Raw genomic sequence first — 17896 nt, 5'->3', positions numbered from 1 at the left:
AGCGTTGAGAGCCAGGCCGATGACACAGGATCCGGCAAGATCCGTAGCTTCCCTCGCGTCGGCGCAGGCCGCCCTGGAGCGGATCGAGGTGCTGGAGACGTTCGGCCGGGTCGTGGCGATCCGCGGCCTGCTGGTCGAGGTCGCCGGGCCGGTGGCGGCGATGCGGCTCGGGGGACGGGTCGATGTCGAGGGCGCCAACGGCCACGGGCTGGTGCCCTGCGAAGTCATCGGCTTCCAGGGCGACCGGGCGCTCGCCATGCCGTTCGGCTCGCTCGAGGGCGTGCGGCGCGGCTGCCCCGCCTACGTCCGCGACGAATCGGCCGGCGCGATCCGGCCGTCCGACGCATGGCTCGGCCGGGTGATCGACGCCCTCGGGCGGCCGGTCGACGGGCTCGGCCCCCTGGCGCACGGGCCCGACGTCTATCCCCTGCGCGCGGACCCGCCGCCCGCCCACGCCCGCACGCGGGTGGGCGGGCCGCTGGATCTCGGCGTCCGGTGCATCAACACCTTCCTGACGATGTGCGCCGGCCAGCGGATGGGCATCTTCGCCGGGTCGGGCGTCGGCAAGTCGGTGCTGCTGTCGATGCTGGCCCGCTACACCGCCGCCGACGTGGCGGTGATCGGCCTCGTGGGCGAGCGCGGCCGCGAGGTCCAGGAATTTCTTCAGGACGACCTCGGAGCCGCCGGCCTCGCCCGCTCGATCGTGGTGGTAGCGACGTCCGACGAGCCGGCGCTGATGCGCCGGAACGCGGCCTACATGACCCTATCGGTGGCCGAGTATTTTCGCGACCGGGGTGCCAAGGTCCTGTGCATGATCGACTCGATCACACGATTCGCCATGGCCCAGCGCGACATCGGCCTTGCCGCCGGCGAGCCGCCGACCGCCAAGGGCTATACGCCGACCGTCTTCTCGGAGCTGCCGCGCCTGCTCGAGCGGGCCGGCCCCGGCGTGGGGCAGGGGACGATCTCGGCCCTGTTCACCGTCCTGGTGGAGGGCGACGACCACAACGAGCCCGTGGCCGACGCGGTGCGCGGCATCCTCGACGGTCACATCGTCATGGAGCGCGCCATCGCGGAGCGCGGGCGCTACCCGGCGATCAACGTGCTGCGCTCGGTCTCGCGGACCATGCCGCGCTCGTGCGATCCGGCCTACCTGCCGGTGGTCCGGCGGGCGCGGCGGGTGCTGTCCACCTATGCCGATATGGAGGAGTTGATCCGCCTCGGCGCCTACCGGGCCGGGTCCTCCCAGGAGGTCGACGAGGCCGTGGCGCTCATGCCGTATCTTGAGGCTTTTCTGGGGCAGGGTAAGGAAGAAGCAACGTCCATCGGCGATGGTTACGCACGGCTCACCGAGATCATCGGCGGGGCCTAGGCACCATGCCTCGGGGCGGCGACGCTTCGGCGAACCACATGGTGCAGGTGGGGGATCCGGGCGAGGCTGCCGTGGGCAGGCTCGCACATGGGCACGGTCCGGGCGTGATCCCGGGCGCGGCCTCAAGCGTTGCGTGGAGTGAGCGTCCTAATGAAATCGCGTGACACGCTGATCCGCCTGCGCCGCTTCCAGGTCGATGAGAAGCGCCGGCGCGTGACCCAGATCGAGATGATGATGGCCGACTTCCAGCGCATGGCGGTGGAGCTCGATCGCGAGGTCGCCGTCGAGGAGGCCCGGGCCGGAATCACCGATGTCGGTCACTTCGCCTACCCGACCTATGCCCGCGCGGCGGCGACGCGCCGGGACAACATGATTCAGTCCGCCCAGGCTCTCGAGGGTCAGCTCGCCGAGGCGAAGGCCGAGCTGGGCGAGGCTTTCGAGGAACTGAAGAAGGTCGAGATCCTGAACGACCGCGAGCGGACCGCCGAGCGCGCGGCCGAATCGGCTCGGGACCAAGCCGCCATGGACGGGATCGGCCTGAACCGCGCCCGGGGCTGAGCCCGGCCGACGGACCGATCGGCAGGCTCCCGCGGCACGAAACCGTCACGATCACCTGACAAGGGGGATCGCGGCGGTGACATGCCGCTTGCAGCGCGTCGCGTGCCGGCGCATCAGGGGCTCTCCCCAGGGCGTCGGTGTTCATGAAGAAGATCAGCGAGTTTATCTGGCCCATGATTGGCCTCGCGGCCGTCGTGGTATCGGGCTACTTCCTCTATCAGGAATTGAAGACCACCTCGCTCTCGGCGATCTGGGCCGCGGTGCTCGCGATCCCGCCGCACCGGATCCTGCTGGCGGCCTTCTCGACCCTGGTCGCCTATGCGGCGCTCGCCTGGTACGACCGGATCGCGCTCCTGCATCTGGGCGTGCGCCACATCTCGTGGCTGTTCGTCTCGCTCTGCTCCTTCACGACCTACGCCCTCTCGCACAATATCGGCGCCTCGGTCTTCTCCGGCGCCCTGGTCCGCTATCGCGCCTACACGGCCAAGGGCCTGTCGGCGGCGCAGGTCGCCGTTCTGGTGGCGCTGTGCTCCTTCACGTTCTTCCTCGGGACGGTGCTGCTCGGCGGCTTCACGCTGGTTTACGATCCGCATCTGCTGGCCCGCCTGCAGGACAAGCTCCCGGCGATCCTGACCAATCCGAGTACGGCCGTCGCCGTCGGCATCGGGATGCTGGCTTTCGTCGCCCTCTACGTCGCCGGTTCGCTTCTGCGGCTGCCGCCGATCAGCCTGCGGAAATTCAAGCTCGAATACCCGCGCCCGGGGATCATGCTGCGCCAGCTCGCGGCGGCACCGCTGGAGCTTCTGGGGGCGGCCGGGATCATCTATTTTGCCCTGCCGGACGCGGTCAATCCGGGCTTCATCCCCGTCCTGGCGATCTTCCTGGCCTCCTTCTCGGTGGCGCTCGCCTCGCACGCGCCCGGCGGCCTTGGCGTCTTCGAGATCGTCTTCCTCACCGCCATGAACATCGCGGAGACCGACGAGGCGCGTAAGAACGCCGTCGTCGCCGCGCTGCTGGTGTTCCGCGTCTTCTATTTCTGGCTTCCGGCGCTGATCTCGGTGATCGTGGTGATCGCATTCGAACGCTCGCGTCTGGCCGCGGCGATCGGCACCCCAGCGAACGGACCGAAGGCGACCGTCGTGCCGGAACCGCCGGTCACCGCCCCTGGCCTCGACGCCCATGAGATGGAGCGGGAGCTCAAGCAGAAGGCGATCTGACTCGCCCTAGGGAATTCCTTCAAGGGGCGCCGTCGCGGCTCGCGTCCGGTTTGGGAAGTCGGCGCACGAAGCACTGTCGTGCGGGCCTCACCCTTCTGAGGCCGGTCTCCGCGCGGGGTGCAACGGGCTCCCGCGTTCGGCCTGAGGCGATGATCCGCCGGGCGTTCCGGAGCCCGACGCCGACATCCAGGGGCCGCGATCCGTCCGGTCGCAGGCGAGCGCCCGCGCTCAGATCGAATTCACCGTCCGCAGACGCGCCCGCGGATGGATCTCGGCCTGGCTCATCACCGGTGTCTCCCGGCGGAAGCGCTCGATGATCGAGCGGACGAACGGCCGCGTCTGCGCCGAGGTCACGAGGACCGGCATCTCGCCCTGGCGCGCCGCCATCTCGAAGCGGTCGCGCACCGCATTGACGAACTCGCTGAGCTTCGAGGGCTGCATCGCGAGGTAGCGCTCGTCGCGCTCGCCCACGATCGATTCCATGAACGCCTGCTCCCAGGCCGGCGAGAGGGTGATGATCGGCAGCATCCCGTTCTGGTCCTGGTACTGCGCGCAGATCTGCCGGCCGAGTCTGGCGCGGACGTGCTCAACCACGTCCCGGGGGTTCTTCACCCCGCCCGCCACTTCGGCGATCGCCTCCACGATCGCGCCGAGATCGCGGATCGAGACCCGTTCGGCGAGCAGGAACTGCAGCACGCGCTGGATGCCGGTGGTCGAGATCTGCGAGGGGACGATCTCCTTCAGCAGGTCGGCGTGCTCCTTGGACAGCTCGCGCAGCAGCTTCGAGACCTCGACATGGTTGAGGAGCTCGGAGACGTGGGCCTTGATGACCTCGGTGAGATGGGTCGACACCACGGTTGCGGCATCCACCACGGTGTAGCCCTTCAACTGGGCTTGGTCGCGCAGGGCCGCGTCGATCCAGGTGGCCGGCAGGCCGAAGGTCGGCTCCAGCATGTGCTGGCCCGGCAGCTGGACCTGGCCGCCCATCGGATCCATCGCCATGAACTGACCGGGGAAGATCCGGCCGGTGCCGGCCTCGATCTCCTTCACCCGCACCACGTAGGCGTTGGCGTCGAGCTGGACGTTGTCGAGGATGCGCACCGACGGCATCACGAAGCCCAGTTCCGCCGCGAGCTGGCGGCGCAGGGCCTTGATCTGGTCGGTGAGCCGGTCCTGCCCTTCGCCGTTGACGAGCGCCAGGAGCGCGTAGCCCATCTCCAGCTTGAGGTCGTCGAGCTTCAGGAGGTCGGTGACCGTCTCCTCCTTGGGGGCGGCCGCGGCCGCCACCGCGGCCGCATCCATCGGTACGCCCTGGGCGTCGAGGGGCGGGGCCAGCTTGGCGGTCTTGTTGATGCGCCACGCGGCGTAGCCGGCGCCGCCGCCGAGCAGCACGAAGGGCAGCATCGGCATGCCGGGCAGGAGCGCGATCAGCAGCATCACGGCCGCCGACATGCCCAGCGCCTTGGGGTAATGGGCGAGCTGCTTGCCGAGGGCCTTGTCGGCCGCGCCCCGCACACCGGCCTTGGAGACCAGCAGGCCCGCCGCCGTCGAGACGATCAGGGCCGGGACCTGGCTCGCGAGACCGTCGCCGATGGTCAGCAGCGTGTAGCTCTTGGCGGCGTCGCCGAAGCTCATGCCCTGCTGCGCCACCCCGATGATGATGCCGCCGACGACGTTGATGAAGGTGATCAGCAGGGCCGCCACGGCGTCGCCGCGGACGAATTTCGAGGCACCGTCCATGGCGCCGAAGAACGACGATTCCTCTTCCAGCGCCGCCCGCCGGGCCTTCGCGGCCTTCTCGTCAATGAGGCCGGCCGAGAGATCGGCGTCGATGGCCATCTGCTTTCCGGGCATCGCGTCGAGGGTGAAGCGGGCCGCGACCTCGGCGATGCGGCCCGAGCCCTTCGTGATCACCACGAAGTTCACGATGATCAGGATCGCGAACACGATGATCCCGATCACGAAGTTGCCGCCCATGACGAAATGGCCGAACGCCTCGATGACGTGACCCGCGGCGGCGGTGCCCTCGTGTCCGTGCCCGAGGATCAGGCGGGTCGAGGCGAGATTCAGGGCGAGCCGCAGCATCGTGGCGATGAGCAGCAACGTCGGGAAAACGGTAAATTCTAGCGGGTTGTCGATGGACAGGCCGGTCATCATGATCAGCACCGACATGATGATCGAGACCGCCAGGAGCAGGTCGAGCAGGACCGCCGGCAGCGGGAAGATGAGGACCGCCAGGATCCCCAGCACGCCTGTGGCGAACAGCAGGTCCGACCGCTTGGACAGCGCGTGGAGGTCGCCGCGCGTCGGCAATGTGAGCTGGCCGAGGACCGTCGTGACGCCCGCCTGTGCCGGCGCGCTCGCCGCTTCTGCCATCGATTCCATCCGTCGCCGTTCCCCTCGGACGGGCCGGGGAGCGCTCGGCAAGATCTGCCGGGTGGATGGTTAGCGCGGCGTTAAGATGTGGCGGGCTGTGCCGGGAACCGGGGCTGCCGCAAGCGCTTGATGAGGACCCGTCCGAGCCCCTTGCGGGCTTTCCGCGATGTCGCCACGTCTCCGGGCTCCGACCCGGGTATGTCCGGGAGGATCCGATGGCCGTCCGCATCTTGACCGCCCTGTTCGACCGATACGAGGCCGCTGCAGACGCGGTGGACCGGCTGGAAGCTGCCGGCATCCCCCATGCCGAGATCAGCATTGTCGCGAACCGCCCCGACTCACCCGCTGAAACGCACGCGCCCGGTTCCGCCGTGCCCCACCCATCGGACGCGGCGGAGTCGGCGGGCACCGGGGCGACGTTCGGGACGGTGTTGGGCGGTGGCGCGGGGCTGCTCGCCGGCCTCGGGCTGCTGGCCATCCCCGGGCTCGGACCGGTGGTTGCGGCGGGCTGGCTCGTAGCCGCCGTCACGGGCGCCGGGGTCGGCGCCGCGGCCGGAGGGCTGATCGGCGGCCTGACGGCGGCGGGTCTCAGCGCCGACGAGGCCGAGACCTATGCGGAAGGCGTGCGACGGGGCGGCACTCTGGTCACCGTTCGGGCCGACGAGTCGCGGGGCGAGCGCGTCCTCGCCATTCTGGATCAAGCCGGTTCGATCGACATCGACGAGCGCGCCGAGGATTGGCGGGCACAGGGCTGGACCGGCGGTACGATCGGCCCGGCCGCCCGGTCCACCCGCTGAGGCGAGGATACGTATCCGCCCCGGGCAAGTCCGCGGGGCGGGCGTGGGTCAGGTCATCATCTTCCGGGCGAACATCGAGGCTCCAAACAGGATTCCGGCGCCCGCCATGATCAGGCCGATCATCAGGAGCCGCCGCGGTTCGGTCGACGATTCCGCTTTCACGGGCTCGACGATCGGGCTGAAGAACTCGATCTGCCGGGCCGAGATGATGCGGGCGCGCTCGTAGGCGGTCAGCACTTGCTGGTAGTATTTCTCGGCATTCTTCCGGTCGTTCTCCAGGATCTCGAACCGCGTCAACGCGTCGGACAGCAGCCGCTTCTGATCGGGATCCTGGCTGGCGGATTGCCGCTCGATCCGGGCGATGTTGTCGTCGATATCCTTGATCTGCTGCTTCAGATCCATGATCCGGCGCGAATCGGGACCGAGGTCGCGCTGGCCGATCGCGAGCTGGACCGCGAGGTTGATGCGGGATGCCCGCAGCTCCGCGATCATCTTGATATTGATGTCATTCGTCTTCTGGGCGTCCAGCACACCTTCGCGGTTGCGCAGGTCGCGCATGGCGAGGCGGATCTTGGTCATGCGCTCTTCGGCAAGACGGAGTTCGCGCGCGCTCTCCGCCACGGCGTCCTCGCGCGACTTGACGCTGAGGTCGTTCACCTTGCGCTCGGCCTCCTTCATGACGGCCTTGGCAATGGCAAGCGATTCGTCCGGATCGAAGGCCTCGACCGTGACGGACATGATCCCGGAGCCGCCTTCGACCTCGACGCCGACGCGCCGCTTCCAATAGCGGACGAACTTCTCGATCGGCTTTTCGGGATCGAACCGTGAAAAGTAATCGATCGAATCGCTGCTGAACCACTGGCGCAGCGGTAACTGCCCCTCGAGGATCTCCAGCATCGGCCGGCTGAGGATGAACTCGCGCGTGATCTGTGTATCCTGCGCCACCATCTGGTTCGACGTGCCGGAAGCGGTTCCCCCGGTTTCGGAGGATGTCTTGTCGGACGAGCCGAGAGCCGGTCGGATCGCGAAGCGTGCTTCGGTGACGTAGCGATTCGACGCGATCAAGCCGTAATAGACGGCACCGGCCAAGGCCGGCAGGATGAAACAGAGCACGAACAGGACCGGGATCCAGGGGTCGTTCTTGGTCTGGACGTGATAGGATCGGATCCCCTTCTTGCGATCGGCGAAGCGCGACATGCGCGCGATCTGCCGAAGCGACTCAGTGACCGCCTGTTGACGGTCGGCAGACGTAACCGGCTGTCCCTCTGCCTTCCGGATCTCCATATTCATGGTCTGATTCCCGGCCCTCCCGGCCTAGAAGGTCGACCCGTCACCGGGATCATGACCGCGCCGCAATCCGCACGCCGGTCGCCTCTCGCACGGGGAGACGGCAAAAGCATGTCGTTATGGATGCCTCGGCGTCGCCGCCGCGCGCGTCGCGGCGCGGCCTAGTCCGATGGAATCCGTGCATGCCATCGATGACCACATCGCCGTCGGGCCGGAGGCAGTCTGCCGGATCCAGCCGCCCGGTCGTCCTCGCGGAATGCGTGGCCATGGTGGTGCCCGCGTTCTGTCGGAGTCACACGAAGCCGCGCTCAAGCCGATCTCGCTACGGAAAACCTGCGCTAAGGCGCCGGATCTATGACGCGTCGGCGGAGATCCCGTCACTTATGAACAGCTTCCGATAAAAGCCGATACGGAAATCATTCGGCGTGACGATCCATCAATCGTTGCGGTCCGAGATTAAAGTCGTAATCGAGGCGAGCAGAGTGAGACGCGGCGCACTCATTCAGGAAATACTGTCGATACCCGTAGACATATCTGATCGTCGAGCCCGGGGCCCGACATCCTGAACGGCGATCATCGGCGTGGCGAATGCGATCGCGTTCGGAAGGCCCGGGGCGAAATGCCGGGCTGCTCGGCCCGTGTCGAGACCGCCCGCCGGCATTCCGTCAGGGGCCGCGTCTCTCGGGATCGAGTTGAAGAAAAGTTCCACCTGTCACCGCAGGCGTTGACGGAATTCCCCATTTGGCATACCAAATACCAATGAAAGGGCTGGTCACGGTTCCTTGGCAAGACCGGACTGGAATTTTAACGCCGCTCTTTCGGGCGACGTTCAGGGAGGGTGGCCGCGGATGACGCAGCTTCGGACTTCTGCAATCCGCCTCATCCCTGGCCCGTTGGCCGGATGTCGCCGGTGACGGGCTTGGCGCAGGCGGAGCGTAACGGTTCCGATCTCGCCGACTTCGTCAGGGCTATCGGAGACGCCGTGGTGGTGTCCGATCCGGACGGCGCCATCACCGTCTGGAACGCCGCCGCCGAGCGCATCTTCGGCTTCAGCGCCGCCGAGGCGCTGGGGCAGAGTCTCGATCTGATCACCCCCGAGCGGCACCGGCGCCGCCACTGGGACGGCTATGCCAAGACCATGCGCACCGGCGTCACCCGCTACGGGGCGGAGACCCTGAGGGTGCCGGCGCTCCACAAGGACGGCCGCCAGCTCTCCATCGCCTTCACAGTGGGGATGGTGCGGGACGCCTCCGACCGGGTGACCGGGATCGTCGCCGTGATCCGCGACGAGACCGAGCGCTGGGCCGAGGAGAAGCGCCTGCGCCAACGCGTGGCCGAACTCGAAGCTTCCTCGGATCCGGCCCGCCGGGCGCCATGAGCCCGCCGGACGATCCGAAGGTCCCGATCACCAAACCGCACAGGGAGAACGCCCCATGAGCAAGCCGCTGGAAGGCATCAAGATCATCGACTTCACGCACGTCCAGGCGGGGCCGGCCTGCACGCAGCTGCTCGCCTGGTTCGGCGCCGACGTGATCAAGGTCGAGCGTCCCGGCGCCGGCGACGTGACCCGGACCCAGCTGCGCCACGTCGAGGACGCGGACGCGCTCTACTTCACGATGCTGAACTCCAACAAGCGCTCGCTCACCCTCGACACCAAGACCCAGGCCGGCAAGGAAGTCCTCGAGAAGCTCATTCAAGACTCCGACGTCATGGTCGAGAATTTCGGCCCCGGCGCCCTCGACCGGATGGGCTTCTCCTGGGCCCGCATCCAGGAGCTGAACCCGGGCATGATCCTCGCCTCGGTGAAGGGCTTCTCGGACGGCCACCACTATGAGGACCTGAAGGTCTATGAGAACGTCGCCCAGTGCGCGGGCGGCGCCGCCTCGACCACGGGCTTCTGGGACGGTCCGCCCACCGTCAGCGCCGCCGCGCTGGGGGATTCCAACACCGGCATGCACCTCGCCATCGGCATCCTCACGGCGCTTCACCAGAAGAACAAGACCGGCAAAGGCCAGAAGGTCGCCGTGTCGATGCAGGACTCGGTGATCAACCTCTGCCGCGTGAAGCTGCGCGACCAGCAGCGCCTCGACGCCCTCGGCTACCTCGAGGAGTACCCGCAGTACCCCCACGGCGAGTTCTCCGACGTGGTGCCGCGGGGCGGCAACGCCGGCGGCGGCGGCCAGCCGGGCTGGGTGCTGAAGTGCAAGGGCTGGGAGACCGACCCGAACGCCTACATCTACTTCACGATCCAAGGTCATGCCTGGGCGCCGATCTGCAAGGCGCTCGGCAAGGAGGAGTGGATCACCGATCCGGGCTACAACACCGCCCGGGCGCGCCAGGACAAGATCTTCGACATCTTCAAGACGATCGAGGAGTGGCTCGCCGACAAGACCAAGTTCGAGGCGGTGGACATCCTGCGCACCTACGACATTCCCTGCGCGCCGGTGCTGTCGATGAAGGAGATCGCCGAGGACAAGTCCCTGCGCGAGAGCGGCACCGTCGTCGAGGTGGCGCACCCGAAGCTCGGCAAGTACCTGACTGTCGGGAGCCCGATCAAGTTCTCCGACATGAAGGTCGAGGTGAAGGCGTCGCCGCTGCTCGGCGAGCACACCGATGAGGTGCTCGCAGACCTCGGTTACTCGCCGGAGCAGATCCGGGCGATGCACGAGGCTCGCGCGGTCTGATAGACAGCGCCCGACCTCAGCGTTCCTGAGACAGGACGGCGCTCACCCAGCGCCGTCCTTTTCATGTGCGAGCCCCGGATCCGATGCGCGCATTCCTGAGCCGTTTCCTGCCGGAGCTGACCCCGATCAGCAAGCGTGAGCGCCTGCGCTCCGCCGCCGGTGCCCTGGCGGGCATCCTGGCGACCGGCCTCGTCTGCCGCGCCGCCCTGGGCTCCGAGGCGCTGCCTGTCCTGATCGCCCCGATGGGGGCCTCGGCGGTGCTGCTCTTCGCGGTGCCCGCGAGCCCCCTGGCGCAGCCCTGGTCGATCCTCGGCGGCAACATCGTGGCGGCACTCGTGGGCGTCACGGCGGGGGCGTGGATCGCCGATCCGTTCGTGGCGGCATCCAGCGCCATCGGGGTTGCGATCGCCCTGATGATGGCCCTGCGCTGCCTGCACCCGCCGAGCGGTGCCGTGGCGCTGACGGCCGTTCTCGGCGGCCCGGCGATCCGCGAGCTGGGCTACGGCTTCGTGCTCTGGCCGGTCGCGGCCAATTCGCTGCTGCTGCTGACGACCGCCCTGCTGTTCAACAACCTGACGGGGCGCGCCTACCCGCATCTGCGCCCGGCGGGTCCCAGAACGGCCGATCCGCCCTCCGGCGCCCGGGTGGGCTTCCGGGCCTCGGACCTCGACGCCGCGCTGGAGGATTTCGACCAGCTCCTCGACGTCGACCGGAGCGACCTGGAGCAGATCCTGCGGCGCGTGCAGATGCGGGTCTACGGCCGCCTCTCGAGTCCGATCACCTGCGCGGCGATCATGTCGCGCGACGTGATCGCGGTGGCGCCGGACGCGCCGCTGGCTGAGGCGTTGCGGCTGCTGCGCAGGCACCGGATCAAGGCGCTTCCGGTGACCGACGAGGGGGCACGCGTCCTCGGCATCGTCACGCAGACGGATCTTCTCGACAAGGCCGCCTGGGACCGGTCCGGGCCGCGCCTCGGCCTCGGCCGCCGCCTGCGGCTCACGGCCGAGCGGGGCCGCGCACCCCATGGCTGCGCCGCCGACATCATGAGCGCGGTCGAGCCCGTCGGTCCCGACACACCCATCGCCGTGCTGGTGCCGCGGATGTCGGAGGCGGGGCTGCACCACCTGCCGGTGGTCGACGCCGACGGCCGTCTGGTCGGGATCGTCTCGCAGACGGACCTCATCCCGGCGCTGTTGTCCGAAGCCGACGCGCCCGAGGCACCGGTCCGCGCCCGCGCCTCGGCCCGTACCGCTCTGGCCTGACGCTCACACGCCGTCGGGCGGATCGCTCAAGAAGAAGTCCACTGCCCGGGCCACCACGGCCGGCTGATGGGCGTGCGGCCCGTCATACTCGACATAGGTGACCGGATAGCCGGCCTCGCGCAGCGTCGGCACGTGGATCCGGGCGCTCCGGTCGATCGGGATCTGCTCATCCTGCGTCCCGTGCGACAGGAAGATGCGCGGTGCGCCGACCTGCAGATGGACCGACAGAAACCCGGCCGACGAGACGATCAGGTGACTCGCCACATCGCCGTTCGCGAGCCCCAGCGAGAGGGTGTAGCTTCCACCGTCGGAATGGCCGGCGAAGCAGAGCCGCCCCGGATCGAGCAGGAACCGGTCCGCCACGTGCGCCAGTGCCGTCGCGACCCTCTCGCGGTCCGGCCCGTGGCCGGCGATGACGATGTCCCAGGTCGGGAAGAGGGATTGCGGCACGAGGAGCAGGAAGCGCGCTGCGCGGGCATGCGCCTCCAGCATTGGCAGGATGCGCTCGGCACTGCCGCCGCCGCCGTGGAACAGAACCACGAGCCGGCAGGGCCGGCGCGGATCGAGGCCCTCGGGAACCACCAGCACCGCGTCGCGCTCGGCGAAGAGGCCGAGGTCATGCCTGCCCGGCGGAAGGGGTTCGCCGCCGGGCAGTCGGTGGCGAAAGTGCAGGCGGCCGGCGAGGTCGGGATCGATCATCGCAGGAACTCGTCGGATCGGTGTTGGATTCGCGTTGTGTGGCTTGCCAGCGGCGCCAGACTCCCTTTCCCGTGCGGGAGTGGGCTGGGGTGAGGGGCGAGAACTCTCAGGACGAGCACGTCATTGAGGCGCGTCCCGGTCGCGCCCTTTCCGGACGGACCTGTTCCCTCACCCTGTCCCTCTCCCGCACGGGAGAGGGGACCCGCGGCTCGGCCTCGAAGCGTGCCGCGCAGTCATGAACGGCCGGACCGCTGAGCGATCCGGCCGGCGTGCAGACATCCCGGTTGCGGGCTTCAGGGGCCCGCCGCCCTCACTTCTTCTTCTTGATGCCGCTCTGCGGGTTGAGGCTGCCGATGTTGCCGCTCTCGCTGCCGGCCGCCGGGTCGATGACGGCGTTGACCAGGGCCGGGCGGCCCGAGTTCATCGCCTCGTTGACCGCGCGGGTCAGCTCGTCCGGCGTGGTGACGTGGTAGCCGACGCCACCGAAGGCTTCCATCATCTTGTCGTAGCGGGAATCCGGCACGAACACCGTCGTGGCGGGATCGCGGCCGGTCGGATCCGTGTCGGTGCCGCGGTAGATGCCGTTGTTGTTGAACACGACGATGCAGACCGGCAGCCCGTACCGGCAGATGGTCTCGACCTCCATGCCGGAGAAGCCGAAGGCGCTGTCGCCTTCGACGCAGAGGACCGGCTTGCCGGTCTCGACGGCCGCCGCGACCGCGAAGCCCATGCCGATGCCCATGATGCCCCAGGTGCCGACATCCAGGCGCTTGCGCGGCTGGTACATGTCGATGATGCCCCGGGCAAGGTCGAGGGTGTTGGCGCCCTCGTTGACCAGGATCGCGTCCGGCCGCTCCTTGACGATGGTGCGGAGCGCACCGAGCGCCGCGTGGAAGTTCATCGGCGAGGCGTTGCTCATGAGCTTCGGCGCCATCTTGGCGACGTTGGCCTCGCGCTTGGTTTTGAGCGTCTCGATCCAGTCGGAGGGAGGCTGCTGCCAGCCCTGGCCCATGCCGTCGAGCAGCGCCTGCACGCAGGAGGCGATGTCGCCGACCACCGGCGCGACGATCTCGACGTTCGAATCCATCTCGCGGGGTTCGATGTCGATCTGGATGAACTTGGTCGAACCGGGCTCGCCCCAGCTCTTGCCCTTGCCGTGCGACAGCAGCCAGTTCAGCCGGGCACCGATCAGCAGCACCACGTCCGAGTCCTTCAGCGCCGTCGAGCGCGCCGCGCCGGCCGAGAGCGGGTGGGTGTCGGGCAGGAGGCCCTTGGCCATGCTCATCGGCACGTAGGGGATGCCGCTGGTCTCCACGAGGCTGCGGATCGCCGCGTCGGCCTGGGCGTAGGCGGCGCCCTTGCCGAGCACGATCAGCGGCCGCTTGGCGGATTTCAGGACGTCGAGCGCCCGGGCGATCGCCTCGGGGGCGGGGTGCTGGGCCGGGGCCGGATCGATCACCTTGACCAGCGACTTCTGGCCGGCCTCGGCGTCCATCACCTGGGAGAACAGCTTGGCGGGCAGGTCCAGGTAGACGCCGCCCGGCCGGCCCGAGCAGGCGGCGCGGATGGCGCGGGCGACGCCGATGCCGATATCGGCCGCATGCAGAACCCGGAAGGCCGCCTTGCACAGGGGCTTGGCGATGGCGAGCTGGTCCATCTCCTCGTAGTCGCCCTGCTGCAGGTCGACGATCTCGCGCTCGGAGGAACCCGAGATCAGGATCATCGGGAAGCAGTTGGTGGTGGCGTTGGCGAGGGCGGTCAGGCCGTTCAGGAAGCCCGGGGCCGAGACCGTGAGGCAGATGCCCGGCTTCTGGGTAAGGAAGCCCGCGATCGCCGCGGCGTTGCCGGCGTGCTGCTCGTGGCGGAACGAGATCACCCGCATCCCCTCGGCCTGGGCCATGCGGCCGAGATCGGTGATCGGGATGCCCGGGACACCGTAGATCGTCTCGATGCCGTTGAGCTTGAGCGCGTCGATGACGAGGTGGAAGCCGTCGGTCAGCTCGGGCTCTGCCTCGACCTCGGGGGCGGTGTGGACGATCTTGGCGAGTGCGGTCATCACGGTTTCTCCCGGAGGATCGGTATCGGTACGGGCGGCTCTGGGCGCCGGCTGGCGGGGGATCCCCCACGCTCCCCGAGGAGGGGAGGGCGGGAGATCCGTGAAGGCTGGGCGTCGCTCGGGCGACGTCGTGGGGCGGGGGGCGCTCAGGCCGCCCGGATCGGGTGGGCGCCGAGCGCCGCGGGATGCTCCTCCGCGGCGAGGTAGCGGGCCCGCATCGGGCGCAGGACGAACATCGCCATCGCCGCCGCCGTCACGTTGAGCACGATGATCAGCGTGAACACCGCCGACCAGCCGTAGGCCGCCGACAGGATGCTGGCGAAGGGGACGAGGAACGCCGCGGTGCCCTTGGCGGTGTAGAGCAGGCCGGCATTGCTGGCGGCGTACTTGGAGCCGAACGTGTCGCCGCAGGTTGCCGGGAACAGCGAGTAGATCTCGCCGAACACCCCGAAATACACCGCGGTGGCCAGCACGAAGACCATCGGGATGTGACCGTAGGTCAGCAGCACGATCACCGCCAGCGCAGCCGTCGAGAAGGCGATGAACATCGTGTTCTCGCGGCCGATGTTGTCGGAGACGTAGCCGAAGAACGGCCGCCCGAACCCGTCGAAGATCCGGTCGAGCGAGATCGCCAGTGTCAGCGCCGCCATCTGGAGGCCGAACAGGCTCACCGGCACGCCGGCCACCTGGAAGTCGTGGGCGATCGGGGCGATCTGCGCCGCCGCCATCAGGCCGCCAGAGGCGACCATCACGAACATGGCGTACATCACCCAGAAGACCGGGGTGCGCACCGCCTCGCGGGGGCTGCGGTCGACCTTGGTCTGCGGCAGGCGGGTGCTCTTGCGCTGGACCGGCGAGTTGGTCGACGGCTTGCGCAGCAGGAAGGCGAGCGCGAGGACCACGGCGCCCTGACCGATGCCGAAATACAGGAAGGCGTCCTGGTAACCGCTCGACGCGATCATGCGGGCGATCGGTACCACCGTGATGGCGGCACCCGCGCCGAAGCCGGCCGCGGTGGCACCGGCGGCGAGGCCGCGGCGATGCGGGAACCACTTGAGCGCGTTGCCCACGCAGGTGCCGTAGACCGAGCCCGCACCGATGCCGGCGATGACGGCGCCGAGATAGAGCATCGCCAGGCTGTCGGCGTAGGCGTTGATCGTCCAGGCGAGGGCGATCATCACGCCGCCGAACGCGACCACGATCTTCGGGCCGTAGCGGTCGACGAACCACGCCTCGACCGGGACCAGCCAGGTCTCGGTGGCGACGAACAGCGTGAAGGCGAGCTGGATCGCCGCGCGTCCCCAGTGGTAGCGCTGGTCGATCGGGTCCACGAACAACGTCCAACCGTATTGGAGGTTGGCGATCATGGCCATGCAGATCACGCCGAAGGCGAGCTGCCACCATTTCGCCGACGGCGAATCCTGGCGTTCCATCCCTGAGCCTCTCTCTTGGGCGGCGCGGCCTTGCTGTGGCGGCGTCTCTCGTGCACCGACGATCATGCACATCCGTTCTAGGTATGCAATATACCAGCCTGAGACGGACGGGATGAACTGTCAGGGCGGCGATATTATTCCGTTTCCTCCGGCGGAGGAATCGGGCCCCAGGCACCGAGCGTCGGCGCGTCGGTTGGGTGCAGCGTTTCATCGAGCGTGGGAATCGCGGTCGGATCGGCCGGGAAGCCGATGACCGCGCAGGCCGCCTCCCAGTCCGGACCCGCCTTCACCGCCGCCAGGGTGGCCGGATCCAGCGCGGTGATCCGTCCGCGATCGAGGCGCAGGAAGGCACGGCCGGTCTCGGCCTGAACGAAGCGGACGATCGCCATCCGGCGCAGGCATTCGCGCAGGAAGGTGGTGTTGGCGGATGCCGAAAGGTCGGCGCCCTTGAACACCGCCTCGGGACCGCGGGCGAAGATGTCGACCTTCCGAAACCGGTCGATGTCGATCAGCCCTTTCACGTCGAGGATGTTGAGGATCCCGTCGGCCCAGAACGCGATGGTGCGCGGGCGCTCGCCCAGCGGCACGCTGTTGTCGAGGAACTCGCAGACCACCTGCTTGTCGCGCGAGAGCGCCCAGTTGAAGAACAGGCGCGGCATGCCGGTATAGGCCTCGACGTTGTGCGCCAGCAGGTCCTCCACCGCCTTGTAGCGGCCGAACATCTCGCCCCGCTTCCATGCCCGCTCGACGGTGTCGGCTGGGGGCGTGACCATGAACTGCATGTAGACCCGGTCGCCGAACCGGGTGAGCAACTGGCCGCCGCCGTCAGAGCCGGCCTCGGCCTGGAAGCTGTCGAACCGAAACCGGTCGATGAGCAGGTTCGAGATCCGCCGCTCGGCCGCCTTGCGGGTGACGTAGCGGTCGAGCTTCATGTCGATGATCTCGACCTCGTAGCCGGTCAGTGTCCCGGCATAGCGGGAGGCTTCGCCCAGGCTGTCGTAGTCGAGGAGGTACTTGCGCCAGACGTCGGGTGTGATCACCGCGAAGTCCGACCACGCCATGCCGAGACGTCTGGCGAGGCCGAGCTGGTAGGGACGGATCGTGCTCTTGCCGGAGGCCGACGCCCCTTTCACGTTCATCACCACCGGGTAGTCCTGCGGCGCCAGCCGGCGATAGCCATGCGCCTCCACCACTGCGGCGATCCAGGGCTCGATCAGCTCGCCGATGCGGCGGCTGCCGTAGCCGTTCGAGACCAGCGTACCGGCGATGGTCCGCATGAGGGATCCGTCGCGGATCAAGGTGTTCTGCCGCGCGATGAGGCCGGACACCACGCTGCGCAGGGCCTCGCAGGCGGCGATCTCAAGGCCGTCGCCGGATTCGGCGGCGCGCCGCTGCCAAGTCTCGAGATGACGCAGGGACCGGGTCGCGAGATCCTCGCGCGGGGCCACGACCGCCGGGGGGCGGCGTCCGAGGAGCCTATCGAGCCAGCGCGGCTCGAGCGGCGGCGGGGCCGGCGTCTCGTCGAGGATGGCGGCGACCTCACGATCGAGCAGCGCGTCTGCTTCGGCGCGGATCTGGGCGAGGGCTGCTTCGATCTCACTGAGGCGGGGCTCGATGCCCTCGCGCAGGATCGTGGACACGATGGCCCGGAAGTTCACGCCGAGATCGGCATAGACCGCACCGACCGGCACGGACAGGTCCGACATCACGCGGATCAGCACCTCGTGGACGACGAGGCGGCGGGCCCGGAACCGGCTGAGCTGGCGGGCCGGCAGTCCGCAGAGGTCGCTCAGATCCAGGGCGTCGCGCAGCGGCGTCTCGACGTGCTCGGACCGGTAGACGGTCACCAGCGGCAGGAAGGCGGACGGCAGATCGGATCGGACGCCGGGGTTCCACGGGCCGATGATGGCCGCATCGGGAGCCTGCCCCGCCGCGACGGTCACGAGCGCAACCGCCGTGGCATGACGCGGCCTGTCCGATCGATCCCTCTTATCCTGAGGTGCTGTGCAGCAGCCTCGAAGAAGCGGTCCAGGGATCGCGCGGCCGTCCGGAGGCCTCCTGCGAGGCCTCCGTTGCGCTGCGCCATCTCACGATGCGGGGATGGGTTGCACGTGCGGGTGCTGCGGCGAGGGTGCGAGCCAAGCCTGCTCGACCC

Annotated in this window: 13 protein-coding genes; 7 read left to right on the top strand and 6 right to left on the bottom strand. The window is 68.6% G+C overall.

Annotated features, from left to right (window positions below; all coding sequences use genetic code 11):
- The first annotated feature begins 19 nt into the window (after positions 1 to 19).
- The 3 genes from fliI (at position 20) to ABC766_RS11545 (ending at position 3147) form a co-directional block, all read left to right on the top strand.
- Positions 20 to 1372 (top strand): flagellar protein export ATPase FliI, encoded by a 1353-nt coding sequence (fliI, locus tag ABC766_RS11555; RefSeq protein ID WP_043381683.1) that lies wholly within the window; start codon positions 20 to 22, stop codon positions 1370 to 1372.
- Positions 1373 to 1522: 150 nt separating this feature from the next.
- Positions 1523 to 1930 (top strand): flagellar export protein FliJ, encoded by a 408-nt coding sequence (gene fliJ / locus ABC766_RS11550; RefSeq protein WP_012322462.1) that lies wholly within the window; start codon positions 1523 to 1525, stop codon positions 1928 to 1930.
- A gap of 143 nt (positions 1931 to 2073) precedes the next feature.
- The gene (locus tag ABC766_RS11545; RefSeq protein WP_043350518.1) at positions 2074 to 3147 is read left to right on the top strand and encodes a lysylphosphatidylglycerol synthase domain-containing protein; all 1074 of its coding nucleotides are present in this window, start codon (positions 2074 to 2076) and stop codon (positions 3145 to 3147) included.
- A gap of 228 nt (positions 3148 to 3375) precedes the next feature.
- Here ABC766_RS11545 and flhA read toward each other — a convergent pair whose 3' ends face one another.
- Positions 3376 to 5523: a flagellar biosynthesis protein FlhA gene (gene flhA / locus ABC766_RS11540; RefSeq protein WP_043350527.1), complete on the bottom strand. Its 2148-nt coding sequence runs from the start codon at positions 5521 to 5523 to the stop codon at positions 3376 to 3378.
- Between the two features lie 215 nt (positions 5524 to 5738).
- Here flhA and ABC766_RS11535 point away from each other — a divergent pair, with 215 nt between their 5' ends.
- Positions 5739 to 6320: a hypothetical protein gene (locus ABC766_RS11535; protein ID WP_287089716.1), complete on the top strand. Its 582-nt coding sequence runs from the start codon at positions 5739 to 5741 to the stop codon at positions 6318 to 6320.
- Between the two features lie 48 nt (positions 6321 to 6368).
- Here ABC766_RS11535 and ABC766_RS11530 read toward each other — a convergent pair whose 3' ends face one another.
- A complete protein-coding gene (locus ABC766_RS11530) occupies positions 6369 to 7610 on the bottom strand; it encodes a capsule biosynthesis protein (RefSeq protein WP_342140872.1) in 1242 nt (413 codons plus the stop codon).
- A gap of 907 nt (positions 7611 to 8517) precedes the next feature.
- Between ABC766_RS11530 and ABC766_RS11525 the strand changes: the two genes are divergently transcribed.
- The 3 genes from ABC766_RS11525 to ABC766_RS11515 all read left to right on the top strand — a co-directional run bounded on the left by ABC766_RS11525 (position 8518) and on the right by ABC766_RS11515 (position 11553).
- On the top strand, positions 8518 to 8985 hold the full coding sequence (locus ABC766_RS11525; protein WP_374701349.1) for a PAS domain-containing protein: 468 nt from the start codon (positions 8518 to 8520) through the stop codon (positions 8983 to 8985).
- 55 nt (positions 8986 to 9040) lie between these two features.
- Positions 9041 to 10291 carry a formyl-CoA transferase gene (gene frc / locus ABC766_RS11520; RefSeq protein WP_043353710.1) on the top strand — a complete coding sequence of 417 codons (1251 nt, stop codon included), beginning with the start codon at positions 9041 to 9043 and terminating at the stop codon, positions 10289 to 10291.
- Positions 10292 to 10374: 83 nt separating this feature from the next.
- Entirely contained in the window at positions 10375 to 11553 is a 1179-nt protein-coding gene (locus ABC766_RS11515; protein ID WP_345822291.1) for an HPP family protein, read from the top strand.
- A gap of 3 nt (positions 11554 to 11556) precedes the next feature.
- On the opposite strand, the gene ABC766_RS11510 is transcribed toward ABC766_RS11515, so the two are convergent.
- The 4 genes from ABC766_RS11510 to ABC766_RS11495 all read right to left on the bottom strand — a co-directional run bounded on the left by ABC766_RS11510 (position 11557) and on the right by ABC766_RS11495 (position 17684).
- The gene (locus ABC766_RS11510) at positions 11557 to 12252 is read right to left on the bottom strand and encodes an esterase (RefSeq protein ID WP_345822290.1); all 696 of its coding nucleotides are present in this window, start codon (positions 12250 to 12252) and stop codon (positions 11557 to 11559) included.
- A gap of 310 nt (positions 12253 to 12562) precedes the next feature.
- Positions 12563 to 14308, bottom strand: coding sequence for an oxalyl-CoA decarboxylase (gene oxc, locus ABC766_RS11505; RefSeq protein WP_345822289.1), 1746 nt, complete (start codon positions 14306 to 14308; stop codon positions 12563 to 12565).
- Positions 14309 to 14454: 146 nt separating this feature from the next.
- Positions 14455 to 15741 (bottom strand): oxalate/formate MFS antiporter, encoded by a 1287-nt coding sequence (oxlT, locus tag ABC766_RS11500; RefSeq protein WP_345822288.1) that lies wholly within the window; start codon positions 15739 to 15741, stop codon positions 14455 to 14457.
- Positions 15742 to 15875: 134 nt separating this feature from the next.
- Positions 15876 to 17684, bottom strand: coding sequence for a hypothetical protein (locus ABC766_RS11495; protein ID WP_345822287.1), 1809 nt, complete (start codon positions 17682 to 17684; stop codon positions 15876 to 15878).
- Between the last annotated feature and the right edge of the window lie 212 nt (positions 17685 to 17896).

Origin of the sequence: Methylobacterium fujisawaense (assembly GCF_039619325.1) — a bacterium.
Taxonomy (GTDB): domain Bacteria; phylum Pseudomonadota; class Alphaproteobacteria; order Rhizobiales; family Beijerinckiaceae; genus Methylobacterium; species Methylobacterium fujisawaense.
The sequence above is the reverse complement of the archived record's forward strand: the minus strand, read 5'-3'. Positions and strand labels throughout refer to the sequence as shown.

Coding starts and splice junctions, on each gene's coding strand:
- flhA (WP_043350527.1), bottom strand. CDS start 5,523: ATGGCAGAAGCGGCGAGCGCGCCGGCACAGGCGGGCGTCACGACGGTC.
- oxc (WP_345822289.1), bottom strand. CDS start 14,308: ATGACCGCACTCGCCAAGATCGTCCACACCGCCCCCGAGGTCGAGGCA.
- ABC766_RS11535 (WP_287089716.1), top strand. CDS start 5,739: ATGGCCGTCCGCATCTTGACCGCCCTGTTCGACCGATACGAGGCCGCT.
- ABC766_RS11530 (WP_342140872.1), bottom strand. CDS start 7,610: ATGAATATGGAGATCCGGAAGGCAGAGGGACAGCCGGTTACGTCTGCC.
- ABC766_RS11515 (WP_345822291.1), top strand. CDS start 10,375: ATGCGCGCATTCCTGAGCCGTTTCCTGCCGGAGCTGACCCCGATCAGC.
- ABC766_RS11510 (WP_345822290.1), bottom strand. CDS start 12,252: ATGATCGATCCCGACCTCGCCGGCCGCCTGCACTTTCGCCACCGACTG.
- fliJ (WP_012322462.1), top strand. CDS start 1,523: ATGAAATCGCGTGACACGCTGATCCGCCTGCGCCGCTTCCAGGTCGAT.
- frc (WP_043353710.1), top strand. CDS start 9,041: ATGAGCAAGCCGCTGGAAGGCATCAAGATCATCGACTTCACGCACGTC.
- oxlT (WP_345822288.1), bottom strand. CDS start 15,741: ATGGAACGCCAGGATTCGCCGTCGGCGAAATGGTGGCAGCTCGCCTTC.
- ABC766_RS11545 (WP_043350518.1), top strand. CDS start 2,074: ATGAAGAAGATCAGCGAGTTTATCTGGCCCATGATTGGCCTCGCGGCC.
- fliI (WP_043381683.1), top strand. CDS start 20: ATGACACAGGATCCGGCAAGATCCGTAGCTTCCCTCGCGTCGGCGCAG.